The 26951-nt window shown below is 56.8% G+C and carries 21 protein-coding genes and 2 pseudogenes; 7 read left to right on the forward strand and 16 right to left on the reverse strand.

Going from position 1 to position 26951, the window contains the following annotated elements; all coding sequences use genetic code 11:
- Positions 1 to 69: 69 nt before the first annotated feature.
- The 7 genes from ACYZTS_RS16990 to phnD all read right to left on the reverse strand — a co-directional run bounded on the left by ACYZTS_RS16990 (position 70) and on the right by phnD (position 7028).
- Positions 70 to 1338 (reverse strand): DUF2254 domain-containing protein, encoded by a 1269-nt coding sequence (locus ACYZTS_RS16990; protein WP_461990654.1) that lies wholly within the window; start codon positions 1336 to 1338, stop codon positions 70 to 72.
- A gap of 179 nt (positions 1339 to 1517) precedes the next feature.
- Positions 1518 to 2183 (reverse strand): polysaccharide lyase family 7 protein, encoded by a 666-nt coding sequence (locus ACYZTS_RS16995; protein WP_461990656.1) that lies wholly within the window; start codon positions 2181 to 2183, stop codon positions 1518 to 1520.
- 282 nt (positions 2184 to 2465) lie between these two features.
- On the reverse strand, positions 2466 to 3293 hold the full coding sequence (phnX, locus tag ACYZTS_RS17000) for a phosphonoacetaldehyde hydrolase (RefSeq protein WP_461990657.1): 828 nt from the start codon (positions 3291 to 3293) through the stop codon (positions 2466 to 2468).
- A gap of 37 nt (positions 3294 to 3330) precedes the next feature.
- Positions 3331 to 4422 carry an iron-containing alcohol dehydrogenase PsrA gene (psrA, locus tag ACYZTS_RS17005; protein ID WP_461990658.1) on the reverse strand — a complete coding sequence of 364 codons (1092 nt, stop codon included), beginning with the start codon at positions 4420 to 4422 and terminating at the stop codon, positions 3331 to 3333.
- 124 nt (positions 4423 to 4546) lie between these two features.
- Positions 4547 to 5365: a phosphonate ABC transporter, permease protein PhnE gene (phnE, locus tag ACYZTS_RS17010; RefSeq protein WP_461990659.1), complete on the reverse strand. Its 819-nt coding sequence runs from the start codon at positions 5363 to 5365 to the stop codon at positions 4547 to 4549.
- Positions 5362 to 6165: a phosphonate ABC transporter ATP-binding protein gene (gene phnC / locus ACYZTS_RS17015; RefSeq protein ID WP_461990661.1), complete on the reverse strand. Its 804-nt coding sequence runs from the start codon at positions 6163 to 6165 to the stop codon at positions 5362 to 5364. Before phnC ends, phnE begins: the two co-directional genes overlap by 4 nt.
- Positions 6162 to 7028: a phosphonate ABC transporter substrate-binding protein gene (phnD, locus tag ACYZTS_RS17020; protein WP_461990662.1), complete on the reverse strand. Its 867-nt coding sequence runs from the start codon at positions 7026 to 7028 to the stop codon at positions 6162 to 6164. Before phnD ends, phnC begins: the two co-directional genes overlap by 4 nt.
- 109 nt (positions 7029 to 7137) lie before the next feature.
- Here phnD and ACYZTS_RS17025 point away from each other — a divergent pair.
- The 3 genes and pseudogenes from ACYZTS_RS17025 to ACYZTS_RS17035 all read left to right on the forward strand — a co-directional run bounded on the left by ACYZTS_RS17025 (position 7138) and on the right by ACYZTS_RS17035 (position 11183).
- Positions 7138 to 8006 (forward strand): annotated as a pseudogene (locus ACYZTS_RS17025) (LysR substrate-binding domain-containing protein).
- A 97-nt stretch (positions 8007 to 8103) separates the two neighbouring features.
- Positions 8104 to 9963, forward strand: coding sequence for an ABC transporter ATP-binding protein (locus tag ACYZTS_RS17030; RefSeq protein WP_461990664.1), 1860 nt, complete (start codon positions 8104 to 8106; stop codon positions 9961 to 9963).
- A 128-nt stretch (positions 9964 to 10091) separates the two neighbouring features.
- The gene (locus tag ACYZTS_RS17035) at positions 10092 to 11183 is read left to right on the forward strand and encodes a DUF3616 domain-containing protein (protein WP_461990666.1); all 1092 of its coding nucleotides are present in this window, start codon (positions 10092 to 10094) and stop codon (positions 11181 to 11183) included.
- Positions 11184 to 11215: 32 nt separating this feature from the next.
- On the opposite strand, the gene ACYZTS_RS17040 is transcribed toward ACYZTS_RS17035, so the two are convergent.
- Together ACYZTS_RS17040 and ACYZTS_RS17045 are read right to left on the reverse strand one after the other, a co-directional pair.
- Positions 11216 to 11404, reverse strand: coding sequence for a hypothetical protein (locus ACYZTS_RS17040; protein WP_461990668.1), 189 nt, complete (start codon positions 11402 to 11404; stop codon positions 11216 to 11218).
- Positions 11405 to 11494: 90 nt separating this feature from the next.
- Positions 11495 to 12454, reverse strand: coding sequence for a LysR family transcriptional regulator (locus tag ACYZTS_RS17045; RefSeq protein WP_461990670.1), 960 nt, complete (start codon positions 12452 to 12454; stop codon positions 11495 to 11497).
- A 167-nt stretch (positions 12455 to 12621) separates the two neighbouring features.
- Between ACYZTS_RS17045 and ACYZTS_RS17050 the strand changes: the two genes are divergently transcribed.
- Complete coding sequence (locus ACYZTS_RS17050) at positions 12622 to 14658, forward strand: alkyl/aryl-sulfatase (RefSeq protein ID WP_461990672.1); 2037 nt, start codon at positions 12622 to 12624, stop codon at positions 14656 to 14658.
- A gap of 44 nt (positions 14659 to 14702) precedes the next feature.
- On the opposite strand, the gene ACYZTS_RS17055 is transcribed toward ACYZTS_RS17050, so the two are convergent.
- Positions 14703 to 15596, reverse strand: coding sequence for a LysR family transcriptional regulator (locus tag ACYZTS_RS17055; protein ID WP_461990674.1), 894 nt, complete (start codon positions 15594 to 15596; stop codon positions 14703 to 14705).
- Between the two features lie 116 nt (positions 15597 to 15712).
- Between ACYZTS_RS17055 and ACYZTS_RS17060 the strand changes: the two genes are divergently transcribed.
- Positions 15713 to 16924 carry an MFS transporter gene (locus ACYZTS_RS17060; RefSeq protein WP_461990676.1) on the forward strand — a complete coding sequence of 404 codons (1212 nt, stop codon included), beginning with the start codon at positions 15713 to 15715 and terminating at the stop codon, positions 16922 to 16924.
- A 449-nt stretch (positions 16925 to 17373) separates the two neighbouring features.
- Positions 17374 to 17979 carry a hypothetical protein gene (locus ACYZTS_RS17065; RefSeq protein ID WP_461990678.1) on the forward strand — a complete coding sequence of 202 codons (606 nt, stop codon included), beginning with the start codon at positions 17374 to 17376 and terminating at the stop codon, positions 17977 to 17979.
- A 311-nt stretch (positions 17980 to 18290) separates the two neighbouring features.
- On the opposite strand, the pseudogene ACYZTS_RS17070 reads toward ACYZTS_RS17065, so the two are convergent.
- Together ACYZTS_RS17070 and ACYZTS_RS17075 are read right to left on the reverse strand one after the other, a co-directional pair.
- Positions 18291 to 18647 (reverse strand): annotated as a pseudogene (locus ACYZTS_RS17070) (DUF7079 family protein).
- Between the two features lie 116 nt (positions 18648 to 18763).
- The gene (locus ACYZTS_RS17075; protein WP_461990679.1) at positions 18764 to 19681 is read right to left on the reverse strand and encodes a LysR family transcriptional regulator; all 918 of its coding nucleotides are present in this window, start codon (positions 19679 to 19681) and stop codon (positions 18764 to 18766) included.
- 206 nt (positions 19682 to 19887) lie between these two features.
- Here ACYZTS_RS17075 and ACYZTS_RS17080 point away from each other — a divergent pair, with 206 nt between their 5' ends.
- Positions 19888 to 20517: a hydrolase gene (locus tag ACYZTS_RS17080; RefSeq protein ID WP_461990681.1), complete on the forward strand. Its 630-nt coding sequence runs from the start codon at positions 19888 to 19890 to the stop codon at positions 20515 to 20517.
- 937 nt (positions 20518 to 21454) lie between these two features.
- On the opposite strand, the gene ACYZTS_RS17085 is transcribed toward ACYZTS_RS17080, so the two are convergent.
- The 4 genes from ACYZTS_RS17085 to ACYZTS_RS17100 form a co-directional block, all read right to left on the reverse strand.
- Positions 21455 to 22534, reverse strand: a complete 1080-nt coding sequence (locus tag ACYZTS_RS17085; protein ID WP_461990683.1) for a DUF6708 domain-containing protein — start codon at positions 22532 to 22534, stop codon at positions 21455 to 21457.
- Between the two features lie 153 nt (positions 22535 to 22687).
- The gene (locus ACYZTS_RS17090; RefSeq protein ID WP_461990685.1) at positions 22688 to 23770 is read right to left on the reverse strand and encodes a DUF6708 domain-containing protein; all 1083 of its coding nucleotides are present in this window, start codon (positions 23768 to 23770) and stop codon (positions 22688 to 22690) included.
- A 29-nt stretch (positions 23771 to 23799) separates the two neighbouring features.
- On the reverse strand, positions 23800 to 24909 hold the full coding sequence (locus ACYZTS_RS17095) for a hypothetical protein (RefSeq protein WP_461990687.1): 1110 nt from the start codon (positions 24907 to 24909) through the stop codon (positions 23800 to 23802).
- Complete coding sequence (locus ACYZTS_RS17100) at positions 24902 to 26944, reverse strand: type VI secretion system Vgr family protein (RefSeq protein ID WP_461990689.1); 2043 nt, start codon at positions 26942 to 26944, stop codon at positions 24902 to 24904. Before ACYZTS_RS17100 ends, ACYZTS_RS17095 begins: the two co-directional genes overlap by 8 nt.
- Between the last annotated feature and the right edge of the window lie 7 nt (positions 26945 to 26951).

The following is a 26951-nucleotide window of genomic DNA, read 5'->3' on the forward strand; positions in this document are numbered from 1 at the left end:
ATGCTGTCGCCACCAGACCACATCCTGATATGACCAGCAAGTCCGGAGCCTGCAAAAGCACACAATCGCTCATTGGGTCGAGGCGGCGATGCAGGCTCTCAGGCGCGCCTTGTCAGCCTTGAGGGTGAGAGCCGCTTCAGCCCGCTCTTGAACGACACGGATGTGGCTGGCGCACAAATCGCCGTATAAACCGCGGTTCGATTGCGCCAGGCTGGCAAGCGCTTTGATCAGGCGAATGTTCACCTCGATCAAAGCTGCGCCGTCACGTGCGATAGGCGAGAAAAAATCGTCGAACATGTCTTCCATGGACAGCCCGCGAAGATGAACGCAGCTGCACAGCGTTTGAGGCTTGCCCGGATCCATCGGTCTGGCCTGTGTATTGAATGCGCGAATTCCCCTGCCGATAACATCAATGGCCGTGCCCGGATCATTCACCGCGGGCGAGAGCGCTCTTGATGCGATTTCGGAAAGTACGGACAGACCGAAGCGCGGATCATGCTCAAAGGTCCTGCAGGTGCCGATGGTGATGGCAGACAGGATTCGCTTTACACGAGCGTCATCGATCACTACTGCCTGCCCGCTCACCACCTGGGCCAATAAATCGCCCTCATTGACGAAACTGCCCGGAAGGATCTCGAGGTATATGAGCAGGGCATGTTTTTGCGCGAAGGCTTCCAGTGCGTGCACGTCGATATGCTGAACGTAACCCACCTCGCGACTGAGAATCCTGCTGCCCTGCAGGTCCGGCTTCAGCCGCTCAGCGTAGGCGGTGCCTCCGAGGTAGGGCAGCTTGCGCCTGCTGACCAGAGCGCTGATCGTGGCGGCTTCAACCCGATCGATCGTTTCGCCGACCCGGCCGAGTTTGGACAGATGATCGATCCACCTGAGCAGGGTGTAGACGATCAGGATGACGACCGCGATGGTCACGGCAAACAGAATCACCCGGCCCTGGGCGCCATAGGCGCCGGTGCTGAGGGTAATGATGCCGACCAGGCTGAACAGGAATGAGCCAATGAACGTTGCCAGCGCGTTCTGGGTGGTGGTGTCCTGCATGACCAGCGTTGTTGCGCGGGGCGTGGTCCCGGTACTCGCGGCGCCGTAGGCTGTCACCATGGTGCTCAGTGAAAATGTAGTGACGGCCAGCATGCTGGAAGCAATGATGCTCAGAATCTTGTCGACCGCGTCAGCGCCTATCTGGCCAGGCAGCGCGATCGGAATATAGTCTCTGAACACGATTGCGATCAGCGCCGTCAATACTCCCAGCAGTGAGAACAGGCCCGCCCTGAACCAGAGACGCTTGGTTGTTTGAATCCATAGCCACTGCCATCGTGCAAGCATTCCGATACTCCGTTTGTGACGCAGCGACCGATCTAAAGGGTTCCCTGATGCGCCAAACGCTCGCGCACCTGAGCCAGCGCTACGGCCTGCCTGGGCTCGTAGCTGAGCGCTGGCCCGAGTTGCCGATCATCGTGACTTCGCGTTACCGCTTGTCTGGCGGCGTGGTCGAGCTCGCCAAGTCAACCCTTGCTGTGCTTGACCTCCAGCTTGTTGAACGTCACCTGCGAGCCTTCGGACTTGTAGCCAGTGTTGTCCAGGGTGTAGGCCCCGGCCTTGAAATACAGAAATTTGTTCTGCCAGCTTTTGCTGAGCTGCTTGCCCCACCGGTTACCTTGCGAAATCACATGCAGGTAGCCCGCCGAGCTCAAGCGAACCTCGTAGGTGAACCGCTTGTTCAAATCGACATCCTCGGCAATCACCACCTTGGTGTCCGCGCTGCCCGGCTTGAGTCGATAGTTGGCAATCACGCTGCCGGTCTGCCTGGCCTTGTCATAGACATACTCGACCTTCAGCAGCGGGCCCTTGCCCTGGTAGATATGAATCTGCCCGATGACCACCCGACCTTCGGACGGCACCTTGTTGACTGACAGGCTGGCCGTCATCCGGTGATCGGCCTTGGGGTACTTCCAGTTGCGCAGTTCACCATCCTTGTAAGTCTCGCGAAGTTCGCTGCGTGCAAACTCGGATTTGGACGTAGTGCCGCCGGTCACCGGCGCCCAGAAAAACAGCGTATTGCCGGAGCGGAAGTACGAATCCGAATAACCGTCCACCAGGCGCGGCGTTTCGATGACTCTGGCTGGCGCGCCAACCGGGATGGTGAGGTTCCAGGTGCTTAGATCGATCATGCAGGGTTCCCTGATAGGCCGTGGATTATTTCGCAGGCAAAGCAAAAGCCCTGATTAACAGGGCTTTTGGGGGCAGCAACAGCGCTGGCGTGCTTTCCTGAAAGGGTGATGAATTCCTGAATGCTAACATCACCCCTCGGAGGGATCAGCCAGAGCGCTGCTAAATCAGCCGAGCGGTGTACGGGAAGGCGTGAGAAAGGGAGTAGAGCTTCCGTGGGTTCTGGCTCAATTGCGGTCGTGGCCGTCCGGATGACGGCCACTGCCACTTTAGTAGCGACGGGCTCAGCAACCTTGAGGCGTTTCCCCGCGCGCCAGGCGGGCATTGATGTCTTCGATGACGGCCGGCAGCTCGACGATGGTATCGATCAGGTAGTGCGGGCGAGAGCCTTCGAACATCTTGCAGATGCGTTCGCGCTCTTCGGCCAGTTTCTCGACGGACAGCGCCTTGTACTGATCGTAAGTCAGGCCCAGTGCGTTGCCGGAGCAGGTCAGGGCGACCGTCCACATGCCAGCGCTGCGACCTTCGAGAATGCCGGGCCAGGTGTCGTCGACCTTGACGCAAGCGGCGACGTCGCTGATGCCCAGGGCGATCACGTTAGCCAGCGCCTGCGCCGGGTGCGGGCGACCGTTGGGCACTTCGTCGGTCGCGACCACATGGTCGGCGACATAACCATTCTGGCGAGCCAGCTCCACCACCTTTTCCATGACGACAGCTGGATAGCCCGAACAGGAACCGATTTTCAAACCCTGCTCACGCAGCGCATTAATGGCGTCCAGGGCGCCGGGAATCAGCGCCGAGTGCAGCGCAATTTTCTCGATTTGCAGCGGCATGAAACGCTCGTACAGCGCTGTGACGTCTTCATCGGCCGGCAAGCGATCAAACACTGCACGGTAACGCTCAGCGATCTGCGGCTGGTTGCATAACGTGCGGATGTGGTCCCATTTGCCCATGCCCATCGGGCCGCGTGCTTCTTCCAGAGAAACCGCCACGCCGAACTCGGCGAAGGCCTCGACGAAAATTTGCGTGGGGGCGAACGAGCCGAAATCAAAGACGGTGCCTGCCCAGTCGAGGACCACGGCTTGTACATTGGAAGGTTGTTGGTAATGCATGGAAAATCTCCAGATGGGTGGTTTGGCTTGGCAGGTTCTAGGCAGCTTTTGCGCCGATGAAGTTCTTGCCGCGCGCGCCCTGCAGGGCGCAATGGATCATTTCTTCGGCCTGCGAGGCCGTGACGCCGTAGTCGGAAAATTCCGTTTTAACGCCCAGGCTGTGCAGGAAATCACGCAGCTGACCCTGGGCTTTTTTCAGGTCGTTACCGAATATTCGCTGAAGGGTGCAGTCCCGCGCGGCGTCGTGGCCCCAGGCAAGGCCGAGCACCAGCGGCAGCGTGAAAGAGCAGGCGATGCCATGTGGCAGGCCATAACGCAGGGTCATTTCATAGGAGATGGAATGGGCGAGGGCGGTCTTGGTGTTGGAGAATGCCAGCCCGGCCTTGAGCGCGGCCATGGCCATGCGCGAACGCAGTTCTCGGTTGGTCAGATCGTGGCGCAGCAAGGGCAGGCATTCGAGGATGTCGGCAATCGCGGAGATCGCGAAGGTGTCGGAGACCGGATTGGCATTGACGTTCCACACCGATTCCAACGCGTGTGACAAGGCATCCAGACCCGTTGAAACGGTCACGCCACCCGGCACGGTCAGCATCAATTGCGGGTCGACGATGGCGACCTTGGGCCAGGTGCATTCCAGGTGTAGCGAGTATTTTTTATGGCTGGCCGAATCCCAGATCGTCGCCCAAGGCGTGACCTCGCTGCCGGTGCCGGCGGTGGTTGGCGCCGCAATCAGTAGCTTGCTGCGCGCCGGGACAAACGGTTTGCCGGTTGCCAACAACGCGAGCAATTCATCGAAGCGCCCCGATTCAGTTCCCACGACCAATGCTTTGGCGGTATCGATGGCGCTGCCGCCGCCGACTGCAATGACCGCGTGGCATTCACCGGCCTGTTGCCAGAATCGTTCATAGGTATCACGCAATTGAGCCACGTCCGGATTGGGCTGGACATTCTCGATCACATACACGAGCCGCTCGTCCAGCAGGTCTTGGATGCGATCGATCAGTCCCAGCCCACGCGCTTCCGGAAAGGTCACCAGGGCGACTGACTGGTTTTCAGTGATGTCGGCAAGCTCGTGAAGGCTGCCCCAGCCGAAACGTGTATCAACTGGATTGTGAAATCGGGCAATCATGACGGGTCCTTGGTTTTTGTTGTTGGAGGTGGCCCCATACTCGGGGGGCTTCAACAACAGCTCAAATCGATAATTCGCAGGCTTCAATCGGCTGAGCCGATACCTGATTCAATCTAAGGAATTCTTAGTGGTGAGCGCCGCTCTGGATCGCGTTACGCAGTCTGCCGGACACCGCATCGGCCGCGATCACCATGAGGGTGATGACGAGGATGCAGGTGGCTGTCTCCTGATACTTGAAGAGTTTGAGACTGCTCACCAGCTCGAATCCAAGCCCGCCGGCACCAACCATGCCGAGTACCGTGGCCGAACGCAGGTTGACTTCGAAGCGATAAAGCACCACGGCGATCCAGGCGGTGATCACTTGGGGCAACACGCCAAAGACGATGACCTGCACCGGCCGCGCACCGGTGGCCTGCAGCGCCTCGATCGGGCCTTGGTCGATTTCCTCAATGCTCTCGGCGAAGAACTTCCCCAGCATGCCCATGCCGTGCAGCGCCAGAGCCAGCACGCCGGGGAAGGGGCCCAGGCCTACGGCCGAAACGAATATCAGCGCCAGGATCAGTTCGTTGATGCTGCGGGTAACATTGAGAAATTGCCGGGTCGTGTGGAAGATCAGGCGGTTTTTGCTCAGGTTGCGCGCCGCCAGAAACGACAGTGGAATGGCCAGTAACACGCCGAGCAATGTCCCCCAGATAGCGATTTGAATGGTCTCGATCGCAGGCGCGAGCAATCGCGGGAGAATGCTTAAATCGGGTGGAACAGTGCGGGCGAGGAAATCACCGATTTGTGGCAACCCGGCCGCCAGCTCACCGACGCTCAACTGTGCGCCCGTGGCACTCCAGTGAAGTGTCAGAACGACTGCGAGCACCATCGCGCTGGTGGTCAGCCAGCCTCGCGTTCCACTCGGCAGGTCTACGGTCCACAGATAGCTTTGCTGTTTCATGCGCCAACCCTCAGTTGCGCGGCGTGGTTTTTCGGGCTGGGCGTTATCGGTGGAGCATCTTGCGATTCGTCTGCCTGGCCCGGGTAAATGCGCTGCAAGTCGGCCTCGGTCATGCTTGAAGCATCGCCGTCGTACACCAGTTTTCCGTGCGCCAAGCCGACAATTCGATCGCCAAATTCGCGGGCGTAATCAACCTGATGCAGGTTGCACAGCACCGTGATACCGAGCTCCCGTGTCGCATCGCGCAAATATTGCAGGACCAGGCGCGCAGTCTTCGGATCGAGGCTGGCCACCGGTTCGTCCGCCAGAATCACCTTGGGTCGTTGCGCCAAGGCACGTGCGATGCCCACGCGTTGCATCTGCCCGCCGGAAAGGGCGTCGGTCCGTTCGTGGGCCTTGTGCGCCAGCTCTACGCGCTCCAGGCACTGCATGGCCAACGCCACCTCTTCACGACGAAACAACTGCATGATCGAGGTGAGGGTTGAAACACTGCCCAGGCAACCCGTCAGTACGTTTTTGAGTACGCTGAGGCGTGGCACGACGTTGTGGTGCTGGAAAATCATCGCCGCCTGACGTCGCAGAACGCTGGTGTCGCGGCAGGCGAGTGCATCGATTCCGGCCACAGTCAGCGTCCCGGAATCCGCCTGAACCAGCCGGTTGATGCAGCGCAATAACGTGGATTTGCCCGCGCCTGACTGGCCCAGCACCACCACAAATTCTCCCGCTGCAACGTCCAGGTCAATCCCGCGCAATACCGGGTTCGGACCGTAGTGCTTGGTCAGTTGGCGGATGCTGATCATTTCATCCTCCGCAAATCCAGATCGAGCACCTTGGCTGTGTCGCGCACGACGTCATAAGCGCCGTCGGTGGTGGGCTGGAAGCCATCCAGCTGGCCCTGATCGCCCCACGGCAAATCCTTGATCGAAGCCAGCGCGGCGGCGACTTTTTCCTTGAGTGCCGGGTCGAGGTTTTTGCGCCAGACCATTGGCGACTCCGGGATCGGACGAGAACTCCACACCACCTGGAAGTCATCCTCTTTTACCAGGCCTCGGGCCACAGCGTTGGCCAGGATGCGATCGGCGACGGCGGCCGCATCCACTTTCTGGTTGGCCACCGCGAGGATGCTGGCGTCATGCGAACCGGAGAAGATCACTCGCGAGAACAGTTTTGCCGGATCAAAGCCCGCCTGTTCCAGCCCGGCCTTAGGGAACAGATGACCGGATGCAGAGCTGGGGTCGACGAACGCGAAGGTGCGACCCTTGAGGTCGGCCAGTTGACGAATGCCGCTGTCCTTGCGCGCAAGAATCAGACTCTTGTAAGCGCTCTGGCCGGTTTTTTTCGTGACGGCTACGGCAAACGCTTCGACATCCGCGACCGAAGTGGCCAGAACGTAGGAGAACGGCCCCAGGTAAGCCACGTCCAGTTTGCCGGAGCGCAGTGCTTCGATGACGCCGTTGTAGTCGGTCGCAACAAAGGGTTCGACGGGCATGCCCAGTCTGGTTTCAAGGGTGGCGAGCACCAACTTGCTGGACTCGATCATGGCTTGTGAATCTTCGGAAGGGATCAAACCTATCCGCAATTTCTCGGCGGCCACCGCGTGGCTGGCGCTTAGTGAGAGGCAAGCGAAAGCGGCGACGCGCAAAAATCGGGAAAGTTTTTTCATGGCAATTCCGCAAATGAGTTGGAGTTGCCCAAGGCTAGAAATGTCACGTGACAGTCATACGATCAATTCAATATGGGTTTTCGCAGCTAACTATTGATGGAGTCTATGGATGTCGACCGCCAAAATGCGCGCCTTCCTGGCCGTTGCCCGGCATGGCAGTTTCAGCGCCGGCGCGCGTGCCTTGGGGCTGAGCCAGCCGACGCTCACCACGCAAGTTCAAGGCATGGAGCGCCAATACAACCTTGAGCTGTTCCATCGTCGCGGGCGGCGTATCGAGTTGTCCGCTGTCGGTCGGCAATTGCTGCCCATTGCCCAGGCGATGGCCGCACTGGATCTGGATGCGCACAACCTGCTGCGTGATCCGGCCAGCTCGACAGCGGCGAACTGAAGCTCGGGGCGGTAGGGCCTTTTCACGTGATCGAGATGGTCGACAGCTACCTGCAACGCTACCCGCGCATCGACGTTTCGATACGGGTGGGCAACTCAGCGCAGGTGCTCGCGGATCTTGAGGGTTACGTGACCGATATCGCGGTACTCGCCGGACGTCATGATGATCCGGGACTCTGCGCCGTGCACTATGCGCGGCACGCCATCATCCTGTTTGCCCATCAGGATCATCCTTTCGCAAGACGCGATTGCGTACGACTTGAAGAGCTGGAGGGCCAGCGGCTGCTCCAACGCGAGCCCGGCTCTACGACTCGACTGGTCCTGGAGCAGGCTCTAATGGCGGGCGGAATCGTCCCGCGTATCGCGATGGAAATCGGTAGCCGCGAGGCCCTGCGCGAAGCGGTGGTGCGAGGTATGGGGTTGGGCGTTGTGTCCGAAGCGGAATTCATCCCCGATCCGCGCATCCGCACGATCCGTATCGACGGCGATCCTCTTTACACCGAAACCTACCTGTATTGCCTGGCCGAGCGCCGTTCCAGTCGGCTGATCACATCGTTCTTCGATGTGGTGCTTGATGCAGACAACGCTTAGGCAAGCCGCCCAAAGCGCCACATCCCGACGTCACAAAACCCTCAAAGCGGCCGTTAAATGGCAGAATCCCCTCAACTTGATCGTTTTGGAGACCACCATGCTTCGTGCGTTTGAACGAAGGCTCGACCCTTTTCCTCCCGACGAGATACCACCGCCACCTAACGGCCTGGCCCGGTTTTTGTGGGCCTGCACCCGCGGCGCCCGCGGTTATATCCTGGCGTTTGCGCTGCTCAGTGCCGCTGTGTCGATTTACGAAGCCTGGCTGTTTTCCTTCCTCGGCCAGGTCGTGGACCTGCTCTCGACCTGGCAGGCCGGCGGTGATGCGGCGGCGCAGGAAAGCCGCGTGTTGTGGGGCATGGGCATCGTCATGGTCGCCAGTGTCGGGCTGGTGGCGTTGCGCACCATGGTGCAGCACCAGATATTGGCGATCAATTTGCCGTTGCGGCTGCGCTGGGATTTCCATCGCCTGATGCTGCGGCAGAGCCTGTCGTTTTTTTCCGACGAGTTTTCCGGACGGGTCACGACCAAGGTGATGCAGACTGCGCTGGCCGTGCGCGATGTGCTGTTCACTCTGATCGAAATCGCGCCCGGCATCGGCGTGTATTTCATCGCGATCATCGCCTTGGCCGGCGGTTTTGCACTGAAACTGATGCTGCCGTTCGTGGCCTGGATCGTGTTGTTCGGGCTGGCCATGGTGTACTTCGTGCCGCGCCTGGGGAAAGTCGGGCAGGAACAGGCCAATGCGCGGTCGATGATGACTGGGCGCATCTCGGATGCTTATACCAACATCACCACGGTGAAGCTGTTCTCTCACTCCAATCGTGAAGCGCATTTTGCCCGTGCGGCAATGGAAGATTTCAAGCAGACCGGCTTTCGCCAGATGCGCCTGGTCAGCCAGTTCGAGATCGTCAACCAGGCATTGGTGGTGATGTTGATCATGGCAGCAGGCGGCTATGCCCTGTGGTTATGGCATCAGGGGGAAGTGGGCGCAGGTGCCGTGGCAGCAATCACCGCCATGGCGTTGCGTATCAACGGCATGTCCCACTGGATCATGTGGCAAATGACCTCGCTGTTCGAAAGCATCGGCACCGTTCAGGACGGCATGGCGACGCTGACGCTGGGCACCAAAGTGCAAGATGCGCCGGACGCGAACGTGCTGGTGACCTCCGGCGGCGCGGTCACATTCGAAAATGTGAGCTTCAACTACAACGGCGAACGCCAGGTGCTCGATGGCCTGAGCCTGAACATCCGCGCGGGCGAAAAAATTGGCCTGGTGGGCCGCTCGGGTGCCGGCAAATCCACGCTGATCAACCTGCTGCTGCGTTTCTACGACATCGATAGCGGGAAAATTTGCATCGACGGCCAGAACATCGCGCACGTGACGCAAGACAGTTTGCGCAGCTCCATCGGTATGGTCACGCAGGACACCTCCCTGCTGCACCGTTCCATTCGCGACAACATCGCCTACGGCCGCCCCGATGCGACCGACGCACAAATCCGCACGGCGGCGGCTAATGCCCAGGCCGACGGATTTATCAGCCAGTTGAGCGATAAACAAGGTCATACCGGCTACGACACTCTGGTGGGTGAGCGCGGCATCAAGCTGTCCGGCGGCCAGCGTCAACGCGTTGCGATTGCCCGGGTGATGCTCAAGAACGCGCCGATCCTGCTGCTCGATGAGGCGACCAGCGCGCTGGACTCGGAAGTCGAAGTGGCCATTCAGGAAAGCCTCGATGAAATGATGCAGGGCAAAACCGTGATCGCCATCGCCCATCGCCTGTCGACGATTGCGGCTATGGATCGGCTTATCGTCATGGATGACGGGCGCATCATCGAGCAGGGCACCCATGCTGAATTGCTCGGGAAGAACGGTGTTTATGCGCGGCTGTGGCAGCATCAGAGTGGCGGGTTTCTGGGCGAGGACAAGGGCGTGGTTGAGGTGATGGATCAGGATTGATTGCTGGGGGTAGGTTGCATCAGCGATCGACCACTCGACCTGGACGAGTGCATGCACTGGACAAAGAACAGGCTCCAAATCCAATTCTGAATAACCGGCGCGCCGCGCCATAAGACAGGAGATCGTTCATGAGCGACCGAAGCAATTTTGCGCTGTTGAGCTTTGATCCGGCGTTTGCGTCGTTGCGCGATGGCCTATCGGTCGCTCAGCAGATCGGCGACACGCTCTGGGTGGCCAACGACGAAACCACGAGCCTGGAACGCCTGAAAATCCACGGTGCTGCGCCCGGCGAGGTCGTCAGGTGTGATGAGCACCAATCGTTTTCGCTCCTGGATTATCTGGCTCTGCCCCTGCCGCAGCACGACGCCGAAATCGATATCGAGGGGTTGGCCTATGTCCAGGAAAGTGGCTACCTCTGGGTGGTTGGCTCCCATAGCCTGAAGCGCAAGAAGGCTGAGGCAGGCGCTTCTGCAAAGAAGAATATCAAGCGCCTGTCGACGGTAGAGGCGGACGGCAATCGCTTTCTGCTGGCCCGCATCCCTGTGGTGCAGCAGAACGACAGCTATGTACTCGCCCGAAAAGTGGACGCCGATGGACGTACGGCAGCGCAGCTGCGGGGCAACGAACTCGGTAACGACCTGACCGCGGAAATTGCGCAAGATCCTCAGCTACGCGACTTCCTGAGTATCCCGGGTAAAGACAACGGCTTCGATATAGAAGGGTTGGCGGTGATCGGCTCGCGTCTTCTGCTGGGGCTGCGTGGGCCTGTCCTGCGGGGCTGGGCTTTGTTGCTGGAGATCGAACCTGAGCTGGACGACGCCTCGACTGACACGCTGGTGCTGAAGAAGATAGGCCCGGACGGGCGCCGCTATCGCAAGCACTTCTTCGCGCTGAATGGCCTGGGCATACGTGACCTGTGCGTCAGCGGTGACGACCTGCTGATGCTGGCGGGTCCGACCATGGACCAGGACGGCCCGGTAACGGTCTTTCGCTGGCGCGGCGGTTTTGCGTCCGAGGAGGAAAGCGTGGTTTTTTCCGAGCAATTGGAGAAGGTGCTGGAGGTGCCTTTCGGAGAAGGCGACGATCACGCTGAAGCCATGTGTCTGTTCGAATCGGGCGAGCAGCATGGGGAAGCTTTGCTGATCCTGTACGACTCCGCGGCGCAGAGTCGTAAACACGGAGATTCGGATGTGGAAGGGGATTTGTTCATTCTGGATTAGCCACACACTAGGATGTTTTCGCGGCCTGTAGATCAGCTTTCATCGTTCACGCGCATTGCGATCAGGGATGGACCATAAAGACCATAAGGGACCATAGGGGACGGATTTATTTCTGGAAAATAAATCCGTTCCCTTTTTTCTCGGTATTGATCGGCCGTATCGATGAAATTGCCACCCACTTCACGGTAACCATCGTAGATCTTGCGGGCCTCGACGCTCAAGATCGCCCGCTCGTTGTCAAGCCGAACTCTCTCTAGCCAAGGCGCTGCAAGCAAGTGGGAGGCTTGGTGCGAGCCCGCACTCCCAGTGAATTACTCCATCCTCATGTGCGCAAGAAGGCTTTCCCGTTCACAGATTTCTGCTTCCACGGCTCTCACTTCACTCATGTAAGCCTCGACCGCGGGTGGCAGTGAGCGCTCTTTGAGGTAGATGAAGCCGTAACGGGTACGCAGTGCGAGGTCGCGGATGGACAGTGCTACGATTTCTCCCTCCGTGATTTCCCGGTCAAACGTCGACAAATTTCCCAAAGCAAGGGCATCACTGTGCTCTACGAATTTGACGATTTGCATTGGCACGTCCAATTCAATCGCCGGTACAAAATCACCCGTTATTGCATCGTAAGTGCCGGCACGGCCCAAAGTTGCCGGAAGCAGATGGGTAGCCAGCCGCAGCGGAATACGCGAGGCCACCCACGGGTAAGCGAGCGTCTGCGCCAGCTTCAGTGAACGATGCTGTAACAGCAGTGGATGGCCAGGACGGCAGAACAGTCGACCCTCGTGCTCACCCAGCAGCTCAGTGGTGAACTCTTCCCGGCCTTGCAAGGTGCTGATTTCGGCGATCCCCAGATCCACTGTCCCCGTGGCGACCTGATGCGCAACTTCTCGCCAACCGGCGACGTGGGCAGTGATCTTGATTTGAGGATGGCGGGCATGCAATCGCGCGAGGCTGGTGTAACCGCTGGCGATACTCGGGTAGGGGCCCAACGCAACCCTGAGTGCGCCAATATCGCCGCCCGCCAGCAAAGCGATGTCTCGCCGCAGGTCTTCCTCGGCCATCAACAGGCGCTGGCTCTTTTCACGCAGTAACTGGCCAAACGCTGTCAACACGACGCCTTCAGTGCGTCGATCAAACAGCGTGACCCCCAATTCACTTTCCAGTAACTGGATGCTTTTGCTCAATGCCGGCTGTGAAACCCCCAATGCTTTCGCCGCTCGACCGAAGTGAGCATGTTCAATCAATGCCAGAAACTGACGTAAGCGACGTGGTGTCATCTCATAACCTTTATGTTATCGAAAGGTATCAAAACGGAATTTTTCGTAATGAAATGAATATGCTATTCATGACCGTACCGGTCAAGCAGTCGACGCACATACAGGCGCTGTGGGCACTCGACAGCATTGACGCTCATTGGCGATCCTTCTGGCGCAGGAACACTTTCATGCACAACAAGACCCTTCATCTGGCACTTGCAATCACGCTTGGCAGCAGCGTCAGCCCGGCCATTTTTGCAGCCGGTGCAAATGGCGTGAGCAATGATCCAACCTCAGCATCAACTGCCCATTTCGACAGCAAAGGCAAAGCGCCTTCGCCGTACACGATCGAACTGCAAAAGGGTGTGCGCCAGGCGCTGCCGTTTGCGGACAAGCGCGACTTTGAAGAAGCGAAAAAAGGCTTCATTGCAGCACCGTCCTATAACAAGATCATGGCCGAGGCCGGGAATGTCGCCTGGAACATGGGCAGCTATGATTTCCTGCTGGAAGGTAAGGACTACGACAGTATCAATCCGTCGCTGCAACGCCAGGCGTTACTCAACACGGCCTTCGGTCTGTATGAGGTCGTTCCGGAAAAGATTTATCAAGTGCGCGGTTTTGACCTGGCCAACATCACCTTCATCAAGGGCGATACCGGCTGGATTGTGTTCGATACCCTGTTGTCGAAGGAAACCGCCAAGGCCGCGCTGGATTTTATCAATGAAAAAATCGGCAAGCGCCCGGTCGTAGCGGTTGTGATTTCTCACTCCCATGCCGACCATTTCGGTGGTATCCGCGGCGTGGTCGATGAAGCAGACGTGCGCAGCGGCAAGGTTCCGCTGATCGCGCCGATAGGGTTCATGGAGCATGCCGTGGCTGAAAACGTCTACGCCGGTACGGCCATGACCCGACGCGCCTTCTTGCAGTACGGTTTGTTGCTGCCGCACAGCCCATACGGCCATGTCGATATGGCCATCGGGAAAAACACCTCGATTGGCGCCATGGGGCTGATTGAGCCCAACCGCTATATCGAGAAAGATTTCGAGACCCTGACCATTGACGGGGTGGTGATGGAGTTCCAGAACACGCCGGGCACCGAAGCGCCATCGGAAATGAACACCTGGTTTCCGCAGTTCAAGGCATTCTGGGCCGCCGAGAACATCACCGGCACGATCCATAACATATACACGCTGCGCGGTGCCCTGGTGCGTGATCCGCTGGTCTGGTCGAAGAACATCAACAACGCCTTGTATCGTTACGGACAACAGGCCGACGTGATGCTTGCTTCCCACAGCTGGCCACGTTGGGGCAATGAGCGGATTCAGGACGTCATGCGCGCGCAACGCGATGCCTACGCCAACCTGAACAACGCGGTGCTGCACGCCGCTAACCAGGGCGTCACCATCAACGAGATTCATAACGTCTACAAGCTGCCCGAAAGCCTGAAAAACAACTGGGCGACTCACAGCTACCACGGCTCGGAGGAGCACAATAGCCGTGCCGTGATCAACCGCTACCTGGGCTACTGGGATGCCAACCCGGCGACGTTGATGCCGCTTTCACCAAAAGACTCGGCACCGCTGTACGTCGAAATGATGGGCGGCGCGGACAAGATACTAGCCAAAGGCAAATCCCTGTTCGACCAGGGCAAATACCGCGAAGCCTACGAGATTCTCAATAAACTGGTGTATGCCGAGCCGCAAAACAGCCAGGCAAAAGACTCGCTGGCGGACGTCTACGAGCAGGTCGGCTATCAGAAGGAAAGTGCCGGCGTGCGCAACAGTTTCCTCGCTGCGGCCTACGAACTGCGCCACGGCGTACCCAAAGGCGTTCCGCCAAAAACCGGTGGGCCAGATATGGTCCGCGGCATGAGCACAGAGCTCTGGCTGGAGTACCTCGGCATCAGCCTGGATGGCAGCAAAGTCGCGGGTGAGCACTTCATCCTGAATCTGAAGACGCCGGACAATGGTGAACAGTTCGTTGTCGAATTGAGCAATTCGACACTGACCAGCATCAAGGGGCAACAAGCCAAAAACGCCGACCTGACCATCACCCTCGATCGCTCTGCGCTTGAAGGCGTGATGGCGAGGAAGACCAGCTTCGATCAGCTCGTCAAGGACGGCAAGGCTACCTTCGAGGGCAATCCCAAACCGTTCAAAGTGCTACTGGCGGCCATGACGCCGTTTACAACCGACTTTGAACTGCTGCCGGGTACCAAGCAGTAACCGGACGGCGCGATTAACAACGCCTGAGGGGGAATGCACACCGCTCAACTTTGGTATTTCAGCGCCTCGACCAACGCAGAAAAGGCAGGGGAAGCCTGGCGTCTGTTGGGGTAATACAAATGGTAACCCTGAAACACCGGACACCAGTCGGCCAGGACTTCTTTTAGACGGCCGTCGGCCAGATACGGAGCGACCAGTTGCTCAGGCACATACGCCAGACCAATGCCGTCAACGGCGGCATTGAGCACATGCATGATGCTGTTGAAAACCAGTTGCCCATCTGGCTTGACCGTGAACGCCTTACCATCATGTTCAAACTCCCACGCGTAGATCACGCCTGATGGCCTGTGCCGGATATTGACGCAATCATGGTCGGTCAACTCATGGGGCGTCGTGGGTACCGGATGGTGTTCGAAGTAGGCTGGAGAACCCACCACGGCCAAGCGCCAATCCGGCCCTATGCGAACGGCGATCATGTCTTTGCTGATCGATTCGCCCATGCGAATGCCGGCATCGAAGCGTTCCTCGACGACATTGGTGAATCCATAGTCGACGTAGAACTCCAGCGTGATATCCGGGTACTGCTTCAAGAAGCCTGCAAGCATCGGCCGGATGCACAACTCGATTTGATCGTCAGTGCAGGAAATACGAATCGTGCCACTGGGCTTGTCCCGTAATTCGCTCAACGCTTCGAGCTCGACAGCTATCTGGTCAAACAGTGGAGCGATCGAACGCATCAACCGTTCTCCGGCCTCTGTGGGCGACACATTGCGTGTCGTTCGGGCCAGCAGACGTATTCCCAACCGTTGTTCAAGTGCCCGAATCGTATGGCTCAGCGCCGAAGGCGTTACGCCCAGTCTGGCAGCGGCTTTGGTAAAGCTCTCATCGCGCGCCACCGCCAGAAAGGCTTGAAGGTCGTTGACTTTGGTATTGGCCATTGCTGAGCTTTTCTCAAAACTACGTGAAGATTACGCCTACTAATCAAGATATCCAGAATCCGTCAAGCTCTGTCATCTATGTGAAACGGAGTACTGAAGATGAGCGAGACACTTGAATGACGGGCCAAGTATTCGACACACCGGTAGATGATGCACTCGGTTCGGCAGGCACTGCAGAGGCACCGGCTTACTGGAGTGGCATCTTTGCGATAACACTCTGCGTATTCGCGCTGATCGCCTCGGAATTCATGCCGGTCAGTTTGCTCACACCGATTGCCTCGGATCTGCAGATCAGTGAAGGGTTGGCCGGGTATGGAATCGCCATCTCCGGCGCCTTCGCGGTGCTGACCAGCCTGTCGATCTCCCGGCTCACCGGCGCACTGGACCGCAAGACGCTGTTGCTGATACTGACCGGGATGATGTGCGTGTCGGGGCTGGTAGTCGGGCTGGCGCCGAACTATACGGTGTACATGATCGGTCGTGCGCTGATCGGCGTGGTGATCGGCGGTTTCTGGTCGATGTCGGCAGCAATGGCCATGCGCCTGGTGCCGTCCCGTAGCGTGCCCAAGGCTTTGGCCATCTTCAACGGCGGCAATGCGTTGGCAACGGTGGTGGCCGCTCCGCTGGGAAGCTATCTGGGCAGTGTCATCGGCTGGCGAGGTGCTTTTTCCTGCCTGATTCCGGTAGCGATCATCGCGTTGATCTGGCAATGGATCAGTCTGCCAGCCATGGCGGCGGCACCGCGCAAGGCGGACGCAGGCAATGTCTTTCGACTGTTCAAGAGACCTTTGATCAGTTTCGGCATGCTTAGCGTGGGCATTTTTTTCATGGGCCAGTTTGTACTGTTCACCTATCTGCGCCCATTCCTGGAGACCGTCACGGGTGTGGGTGTCTCCCTGTTGTCGATGATCCTGCTGGTCATCGGTGTGACGGGTTTTGTCGGCACCGTCCTGATCAGCAGTTTTTTGAAAACCGGCATGTATCGGGTACTGATCTGCATTCCACTGTTGATGGCCGCCATCGCAATTTCCTTGATTGTCTTCGGTAGCGGCGTCGTGGCAGCTTTTGTATTGCTGGGGCTGTGGGGCCTGATTGCGACGGCAGCACCGGTGGGATGGTGGTCGTGGCTGGCCAAGGCGTTACCCAAGGATGCTGAAGCCGGCGGCGGCCTGATGGTGGCAGTCATTCAGCTATCGATTGCACTGGGCTCAACCCTCGGCGGGCTGCTGTTCGACGGGAGCGGTTATCGCATGACATTTCTGGCGAGTGCGCTTTTGCTCGTGCTCGCCGGGGTGATGGCTTTTTTCACGGCGCGGAAAGAGGTTTGACGGGGGGCATCTGATCCAACGTCTGTGATTGGCCGATTGTTGACTGCCATGACCGACTGAAATCGGCCAAAGGCGGACTCTCACGATTGCTGCTTTTTGGACGTCAGCGCACGACGCGGCGTCTGCCCCAAATGGATCTCAGGCGCGCGCTAGCTGTCGAGAAATTCACACGACGAGTTTTAGCAGATTCTCCAACCGCTCTTCAAACTCAGCGCGATCTGTATAATTTTCCCGGTGCGTAGACCGGTGGAGGATCTGCTCAGCCGTCATCAGCGGCTAGAGTTTGTCGATCACATCGTCCGCTTTGATATTCTTGTCTCAGAACCCAATCCCAACGACGGCTATTTTCTCCTGCTCTCGCGATTGCTTGACTCGTAGAGTCTTGAAGGAAGAGATTTGCAAAAAATATTCGTCATTTACATGCACCTTCCAGCAGCAAAGGACGCTTGATGAGAACCCCGCTACTCGCTCTCACCCTCGCAGCTCTATTGAGCGCATGCGCCATCCCTTACAAAACCCCGGAAGCCCGCGCCAATATTGAACGCGATCTGAAGCTCAGCGCAGACGAAATCGTCACTATTACCGAAACCAACTGGTGTTTATCTCCCTATGGTGATTTGCAAGTGTGCAGACCCAAGCAAGGCTTGGGTGTGCTGACCAAGAGCAAGCTAGTGCTGGCCTTCTATAAGGGCGGCATCTACCAGCAAGCTGAAGTCATCAACGCCAGCGATGTGCAGTGTGCCCACCTGCAAAGTGGCAGAGCCGCAGCCGATACCTTCTACCTATTCAGTGAACGTTGGGCCGCCATGCTGGCGCCAATTACCGTGGGAGGTGCCTTGGCCCTCGACAAGAAAGCCCAATTCCTGAGCGTGCTAGTGCCGCCAAACACTGAGAGCTTCACGGCTGCGCAAGGAAGTTTTATTCAGGTCACCGATCGCGAGAATTACTCGGCTGTGGCGGTACCAGGTACCAAAACCTATATAGGAACCAGCGAAAGTATTCGCCAGATTTTTAATCCGTGTACGCAGGGAAAGAATCGCTCAGCCGCATTCTAAGTCCTGACCTGACCTTTCGAGTGAAACATTCCCAGCAGCAATTGCACCGCAAGTAATCCAGTGCAAGCCCGATGCGTCGGGCCTGTCGAGAGCCGACAGTCGGCTGCCGACAGTTACAGACGCAATGAAAAAGAAGGGCTGCATCAGGTCGATAACGGTCTGTCGTGACAGGCAGGTATTGGCCGATAGCTGCCTGTCACCATGGACTGCAATCGGCCGAACGCTGCCTACAACAGGAGCAGAAAACAGCCAGTAACGGTCACCGGTTTTCCATGATGTTCCGCGAGTAAAAGTCCATTGAACGCTGGGGTTCAAAGCCTGCGAGCAATTACCTTCCACATGCAGTCGTATTCGTATTGCAGCCATCGGACCAGCACCTTATCAAACTGCCTGCGTAATCAATTACGGTTCCGCGCCACCAGCCTTTCCTCGATCGTCGCTCTGAGCCAGTCGGAGTCAAAGCCTGTCCAGACAGTGGGCAAGACTGCTGCAAGATTGGAAAAGCAAACGGGCCCCACTTCTGAATAAAAGATTTCGTAGAGTACGTCAGGATCGACGCCTTTGACCTGGCGCGCGATGTAGGCGTAATCGGTCGGAAAATAGTTGAATAGTTCGGACAGTGCGGCTCTGACGTCTGTCAGTTGTGGTTCAGTCAGAAAATGTCCCAATGCGGAAATTCCTCCAGTTCCTCATCCAGCGAGTCCGCGACAACTCCGCCGGCGACGCCATTGACGACCGATCCCGCCAATACCACCGCAATAGCGCAACAATCGGCCAGAAACTGTTATGGAGCAGACTCGGAGGGCAGGGTAGAGCCGGCCCCTGCAAAGTGTGGAGACTTTCCGAAGTACTCGATCAGGAGTTCGGTGAGGACACGGATCTTCCGCGCGGGATGCTGACCTGGAGGGCGGACCAGGTACGCTCCCGCAGGAGGCGGTGGATAATTCGTCATGATTGGCACCAGTGCCTGCGAGGCGAGGCTGTCATGGGTGAGGCAATTGGGCAGGTAAGCGACCCCCAGCCCTGCTACGGCAGCGGCGGCAAGCGCGACGCCGTTGTCGGCTTTGAACCGCCCTTGCGGGCGAACCGAAACAATCTTGCTGCCGTCCATAAACTGCCAGGCCTCAGTGCTCTGCATCAGAGCTTGATGGGAGGCCAGTTCCTCCGGCCGTTGCGGTGAGCCATAAGCCTTGATGTAGCCTGGGCTCGCGACCAGTTGGACGCCGATCGGGCCCACACGTCTGCCGACAAGGTTGGAGTCAGGAAGGTAGCCAACCCGTATGCCACAGTCGTATCCCTCGGCAATGAGATCTACGAAGCGATCGCTATAGCAGGTCTGAATATTCAGCTGTGGGTGTCGGCGCGCCATCTCTGCCACCACCGGGGCGAAATGCGTCGGTCCGAAAGACAGCGGTGCGGCAACCCGCAGACGACCACGCAGGGGCCCCGCGGGCAGAATGGCTTCCCGTGCCAATTCAATCTCGGCACACGCCTTGGCGGCGTGTTCGCGGAACGTGGCACCGGCTTCTGTCAGCGCTGCGCCACGGGTGGACCGGGTCAGCAGCTGCACGCCAAGCTCTGTTTCGAGGCGCGCCAGCCTGCGACTGACGATCGACTTGGATACTCCAAGCCGAAGCGCAGCAGGCGAAACGCCCCCGGCATCGGCAACCTCGACAAATGTCTGTAGCTCTTCGATATCCAACTCGGCGTTCCCCTTTTCGCGACACAGCTAGTCGAGCAATGCTACTACCGGTGCGCTTGAGGGAACAGCAATATGCCGCTCACAGGCCACGACGCGGCTGACGCTTGGCTTGTTTGCAGCAGTGTCAGGTTCGTGATCGTCGCCTGAGCGCGTGCGATATTCAGCCCAACTGCACGCGCGGCTCCCATCCATAACGAGGACCTGCCATGACGAGCGAAACGATCCGTAATCCCCACACCGACCAACTCCTGACGCCCGAGAACTCGGCGTTTATCATCATCGACTACCAGCCGATCCAGGTGTCCTCGATCCGTTCGATGCCGCGCGAAGAACTGGTGTTCAACATTACAAGCGTCGCCAAGGCGGCGGTTAATTTCAATCTCCCGATCATCCACTCGACCGTCAACGTCGGCACCGGTCGCAACAAGCCGCCTATTCAGCAACTGCAAGACGTGCTTGGCCACTTGCCTACCTACGACCGCACCTCGATCAATAGCTGGGAGGACAGCGAATTCAAGCAGGCGGTCAAAGCCTGCGGGCGCCGCAAACTGATCATGACCGCGCTGTGGACCGAAGCCTGTCTGGCCTTCCCGGTACTCGACGCGATCGCAGAAGGTTTTGAGGTCTATATCCCGGTGGATGCGGTCGGTGGAACCTCCGTTGCCGCGCACGAAGCAGCTTTGCGCCGCATGGAGCAGGCGGGTGCAAAACTGATCAGCCGCGTACAGATGTACTGCGAACTGCAGCGCGACTGGGCGCGTGAAGCGAGCATTCCCGGCTTTATGGGCGTGTTCGATAATTTCGACGGCTTCAACGCCGAGAAAAAGGCCGTCTAAACAGGAGCTGAGGCCCCGGCCTCGCTAACGTATGAAGGTGACACTCAATGCAAGTGTCACCTTTATTTCAGCAAGGCATGCGGTTGCAACCCTGGGGTTGTATGCCTGGCGGGTTCGAGCGGGGCGAGATGGCAACCAAGGGCGATTGGAACGACTGGCCGTTATTGGCCGTTTTCTGACTGTCGCGAGGGGCAGAAAACGGCCAAATGCGGTCGTTCACAGGTACCTACAGAATTAGAGGCGAGTCAGTGCCGGACAGTGGGGATTCTTCCCCAATCGCGCTCCTCAGTGTTGACAGTCATGCGACTTGTGCTGAATCCTCCAAGTCAGGCGGCGGAACCAGCTTGCGTTCTTGCAAATAAAAACCAAGCCTAACCCTATTAAGTTGGCTCTCGCAGCAACGCTCAGAAGTTTGCCACCAGCTTTGACCCAAGCGACAGCTCTTGTCTGGCTAACATTTGAAGCCGCCTCAAACATATATTGCCCTGGTCGTGCAACTGCCCACCCCCAAATCCATTGGGATCTGGCCGGTAGGGACGGGTAGTGGCGAGAAAAACACTGCTTCGCCAGTAGTAAAACGTCGAGATTCACCAGCGACGGGGCGCTGTTGCTTGAGATGAAGGTCGTCGTTATTTGTTGATTTGGATGACATGTAATTCAACCGAAAAGTGGTGAGGCGGGCACCTACAGGAAGTCGCTGTTGACCAATAGCCATGGTGCATCGGTTTTGCGCGACTTTAATACAGAGACAGCCGAAAGTAGCTTGCTATTTTGCGTAACCAACGTCGTAGTTTAGATGCTCGAAAAGGGGGCGGGATTATTTTCTTTTGAAAATAAATCATCCCCTTTGTTTTTAATTTTTGTAAAAGTTTAGATTTGACCCGGCGGTTATCGGACTATCTGATTTCTGGCAACTATATAGCTCAGCTGTTTTTTATTATTCTGCCTTGCTTTCGTTTAGGTTTGCCTTGAAGTACGTCATAAAATCCTGCCCTTGAGCAAAGGCTTTTTCGATTTTCGCGCTTTGCTCTTTAAGCGCTGGGCTTGGCTTGCCCCATTGTTCAGGCGGAAGAGGTTTGGACCACTCAGCAATGGATTCAGGTAGAGATTTCATGCTGAAACGATGGTCCCATTCTGCTACCCAATACGGAAAACGCCACCAAGTGATCAGGTGTGTCAGGTACCACCAACCAACTCCTAATGCGGAACGTTCGTTGTGCTGGTATTCCTCGTGCATGTCTTTTCGTTCTTTATCGAAAGTATGGCGACCCTCGTAGGGTGCTTTAGCAGGGCAGAACTCCGGTCCTTTTTCCATGTAGGCACGTATGGCTTCCCATTTGCCTAGTCCATGAACAGGAGTCATGACCTCTTGTGTGAGAAAGTGCACCGTATCGGCCTTGGGATTATCTATTGCCATGCCAAAGGTGTAGCTACTGATTACGCCTACTCCAGTGAATCCGGTACTGACTGATATCCACGCAACCGTGTCTTCCCAAGGCTGGATCACGGCTTCGTCGGAGCCACTCGGGAAGTAACAGACCTCTCGGCGTTGACGGTTAAATCGGATGGGTCTAGCGCGGGCTTTGTTCCTTGTGGTGCTGATAATCGCGTACAGTCCAATCAGCGCTGCTCCCCCTCCACACCAGAGCGCTAGTGATATTCCGAACTCAAAAAAATCGTTGAAGTAAAACCAGAAGCTTCTGCCGAATGGGTTTATGAATGCTGCGAAGCCCATCAATGTTGGGAGAAAAAATAGACAAACGATAACTACGACTGTTGGGAGTGACACAGCTAATCGTGCTTGGAAAGACTTGGTGAGATTGCTACTACCCAAGTCCAGATAGGTGTCGTTGACTTCAACAAAACTTCCGCCGAGATCCATTGGGATTTGCCCGGTCGGAACTGGCAGCGGTGAGAAAAATAATGCTTCACCTGTGGCAAAACGACGAGTTTCACCCGCCGTGGGGCGGTGATTTTTAAGGTCAAGTTCGACTTGCTGTTCAGGTTTGGATGGCATGCAATTCAACCGAAAAATGTAGGCAGTTTAGGCAACTACAGCAAAGCAAAGGTGACAGATTTATTTTCTAAAAAATACATCTATCACCCTATCACCCTGTCACCCTGTCACCCTGTCACCCTGTCACCTTGCTCTCTTGGCTCCTACGCCTCGTTAATTATGCTGTGCTTCCTGTTCCGTCGATGAGCGCTCTAGATCTATTTCAAAGTAACTCATGAAATCTTGACCACGAGCAAAAGCTTTTTCGATTTTTGCTGACTGTTCTTTCAACGCTGCGCTCGGTTGTGCCCACTGTTCGGGTGGAAGCTCTTCAGACCACCTTTCAACTGACTCGGGAAATCCTTTCATGCTGTAGCGGTGATCCCATTCCGCTATCCAGTACGGAAGACGCCACCACGTAATTAAATGAGTCAAATACCACCATGCCACACCTAGTGCAGAGCGCTCCTTGTGTCGGTATTCCTCTCGCATGTCATCGCGTTCTTTATTGAAACTATGACTGCCCTCAAAAGGGGCCTTGCCGGGGCAGAATTGAGTGCCCTTTTCCATGTAGATGCGGATGGCTTCCCATTTTCCTAAGCCATGAATAGGTGTCATTACCTCTTGATTCAGAAAGTGTACCGTATCAGCCTCGGGGTTATCGATGGCCATGCCAAAGGTATAATTTCTCATTACACCTACTCCCGTAACTCCCGTAACTCCCGTACTTATTGAAAGCCAGGCGACAGTATCTTCCCAAGGTTGGATTATCGGTTCATCAGAGCCGTCAGGGAAAAAACAGACTTCACGCCGTTGGCGATTAAAGCGAATTGGACGAGCCCTTGATTTTTTGAGGGTACTGCTGATTACTACATAGCTACCGAGGATCGCCACTCCTCCAGCGCACCAGAAAGATAGTAGCAAGCCAAACTCAAAAAAATCGCTAAAGTACCACCAGAAACTCCGACCAAAGGGATTATTGATTCCAGCGAGACCTGCAAGTGTTGGAACAATTAATAAACATGAAATGAGTATGAGCATTACACTTGCGATCATCACTCTCGCTTGGAATGCCTTGTTCACATTACTGCCGCCTACATCAAGAAACGTATCGTTTACTTCAATGAAGCTTCCTCCCAAATCCATGGGCGTTTGCCCCGTCGGAATTGGTTTCGGTGAGAAAAAATATGGCTTCACCTGTAGCGAAGCGCCGGCGTTCTCCCGCAAAAGGTCGGTTTTGTTTGAAATCAAACTCATCGTTTTTCTTAAGGTTCGAATACATGCTTTCAACCTGTCAGGTTTGGAGAACTCAAGGCTTCACTGTTGATTACTAACCATGGAGCATCGGATGCTCGAGTTCGTAGTACTGAAACTGGTGAAAACGGCTTGCCACTTTGGGCGTTAAGCGTAACAGACTCGAAGCGCTTTTCTCGAAATGTCTCTTCGCCTGCCACAGGGTGGTAGCGCAGAGCAATACCCATGCCATGTTGCGCATTGGTTTCATTGTGAAAAATCTCAAAGCCAAGTTTGAGTGGTGCATCCAGAGCACTCAACAGATTGAGTTGATAGAGCATCGGCTCACTCCACGGCTCCCAGTCATTGCGTTGGTGGTTAGTAAGCCAGTAGGCACTTAATCCCAAGCCCACCTCATCCAATTCTCGAATAGTCAATCCTGGTAACTGTAATATAATCATAGGTTTGTTGTTTACTTGTTGTAGCGCTATTTGCGGCGCGGAACTGATATCGGCTAGTAAAAGACGTTCCTCAATCATGCTGCGGTTGGCGTTATTTTTACCCCAAGGACCTTTTAGTAGCCACTTGTCCAGTTCGCTTTTATTGTTTCGGTTATATATCCACTCTCCACCAAGCTGTAAGCCAGTCAACACGAGTCCAATTAGGTTTGCTCGAGCAGCAACGCTAAGCAGCCTTCCTCCAGCTGTTACCCATGCTAAGGAACGCGCCTGATTAGTAGTGGTTACGACATCCATAAGGTGCTTGCCACTGCGAGCAAATGCCCAGCCATTGACGATCAGTTGTCCCGAGTCGCCAGCCAGAGTCATACTGGCACCGGCCAGCTTGGCTCCATCACCTGAGCGAAGAGCTTCAGTCCATCTTGCCGCAGAGCCTTTTTCGCCGTAAATACCAGTGCCAGCTGCGATAGTGCTAAAAACATATGCAAAGGGGCTTAAAGCACCTGTGATTCTACCCAGTCTAGCTGCCAGTTTTATTTTTCCAGCAGCACTGGAGTAGTTTTCTATTGCAACAGAGAAACTAGTGATAGCGATGCCTTGGACGGCGGCGAAGGTGCCTCCTGCCATAGAAAAGAAGGAATTAAATAAAGCTAATTTGTCTGAAGCGTCCGCTTCTTTTTTGAGGGAGTACTCCGACTTAAGCATTCTTTGCCTCCAGTTTGGCCTTCTCGCAGATCGCGCAAATCGGCTTCTTCTGCATCAACGCCTGCCGCTGCGCCGGCACCAGCAACTGCCCAGCCTTATCCGCATCCGCCTGCTTCAACGGCCCCGGCAACAATGGCGCCGCCCCCGTGCCGCTACCCGGTCCACCACCCGAGTTCATATTGATCACCGGCCCGCTCATGGTCACGCCGCCGGCGTCGATCTTGATAAAACTACCGCCACCAATGAGCGTCAGTTCCGCCCCCGCCTCAAGCACGACTTTCATGCCGCTGCTCAGGTGGATTTCCTGCCCCGCATCAATGAACTGCCCTGTTCCCACCTTGATGTGCTGATTAACCGCCACCGTCAGATGATCGCTGGCCTTGGCTTCAACCTTGCGATCGGCATAAACGGTGTGATGTTCTTCAGCCTTGAACTCGCTGTAGCTGTTCTTTTCAACGGTGTCGTGCCGTTCGTTGCCAACGCGGATTTTCTGGTCGTGCTCGACGTTTTCGTCCCAGTCACGTTGAGCGTGCAGGAAGATTTGTTCCTGGCCTTTTTTGTCCTCGATGCGCAGTTCGTTAAAACCAGCGCCACCCGGGGAGCTCAGGGTTTTGAAGGTGCTGCGTGTCTTGTTGGCCGGTAGCGCGTACGGGACGGTGTTTTCCTTGTGGTACAGGCAGCCGCTGATCAGCGGTTGATCGGGGTCGCCTTCGAGGAAGGTGACCAGTACTTCCATGCCGATGCGCGGGATGGCGATGCCGCCGTATTGGGCGCCGGCCCAGGCGCTGGAGACGCGCAGCCAGCAACTGGTCTTGTCGTCGGCCTGGCCTTCGCGGTCCCAGTGGAACTGGACTTTGACGCGACTGTATTGGTCGCAGTGGATTTCTTCGCCTTTGGGGCCGGTGACGACGGCGCTCTGGCTGCCAAGGATGCGCGGTTTTTTCTGGGTCAGGGGCGGGCGGTGGGGCACGTCCCACGGCGTCGCCTGGAAGCGGTTGCGGTAACCCTGATGGAAGTCGTCCTTGAGCGCCGTGGTGTCACTGGTCACCGACTCTTCCAGCACTTGCGGCTGTTTGCCTTCGTGCAGCACTTCAGTCAGCAGCCACAGATCGTTCCACTTGGCTTTCGGGTGTTGGGTCAGGGCGAGAAAATGGCCGCTGACCAGTATCGGCTGATCACTTCTGCCTTCGGCGAGCTGGAAATCGCTGCGGTGACGCTCAAGGGCGCGTTTTGCCAGATGCTTGCCGCGCTCGCGGTCCACAAACCTGCTGGGGTAATCGTAGTCTTCGAGATCCGGCACGGCATCGCCGCGCTTTTCGCTTTCGAGGGTGATGCGCGGTTTTTCGAAGTCGTAATCGCGACGCGTCGTGCGGCTGGTACGGGTTTCCAGGCGCAGGTCAAAGCGCTTGACCACCGGATCGTTGGCGACCATGCCGGAGTCTTGCTGATAGGCCACGGGCGCAAGTTTCGGGAACACCGTCTGGTCATCGCCGAACACCAGTGTGTGGCCAGTGGTGGTGTGCTCGAAGTGATAGTGAATCCCTTCTTCCTCGCACAGGCGCTGGATGAACTGCAGGTCTGACTCGTCGTACTGAACGCAGTAGATGCGCTCGGGATATACCGCCCCGACCTTGAAGGCGTAGGCATTGCCTTGAATGCCGTGATCTTCCAGCACCATGCCGATGATTTTCGGCACCGTGAGGTTTTGGAAAATGCGCTGGTTGATGCGGTGTGCCAGGTACGCCAGTTGCGGGCGCAAGGTCATCGAATAACGGGTCAGACGCTTGCCGGAATCGCCTTGCGCGGCGCGGTAGATCTGGCCGTGGATGCCGCTGCCGTCGGGCGACAGTTGCAGGAAGGCCGGTTTGTGCAGCAGCGTTTCGAGGTCCAGCGACGGCTGCTCACTGACCAGCTCCACCTCGAACACAAAAGGCTGGCTGATGGCTTCCCGACCTTGCAGGGTAAACACCTGAAAATCAGCGGAAACACCTTCGATGGTCAGGGCAAAGTGGGTTTCATTGGCCGGCGCGAACATCCCTTGT

It is taken from the genome of Pseudomonas sp. TMB3-21 (assembly GCF_054898145.1).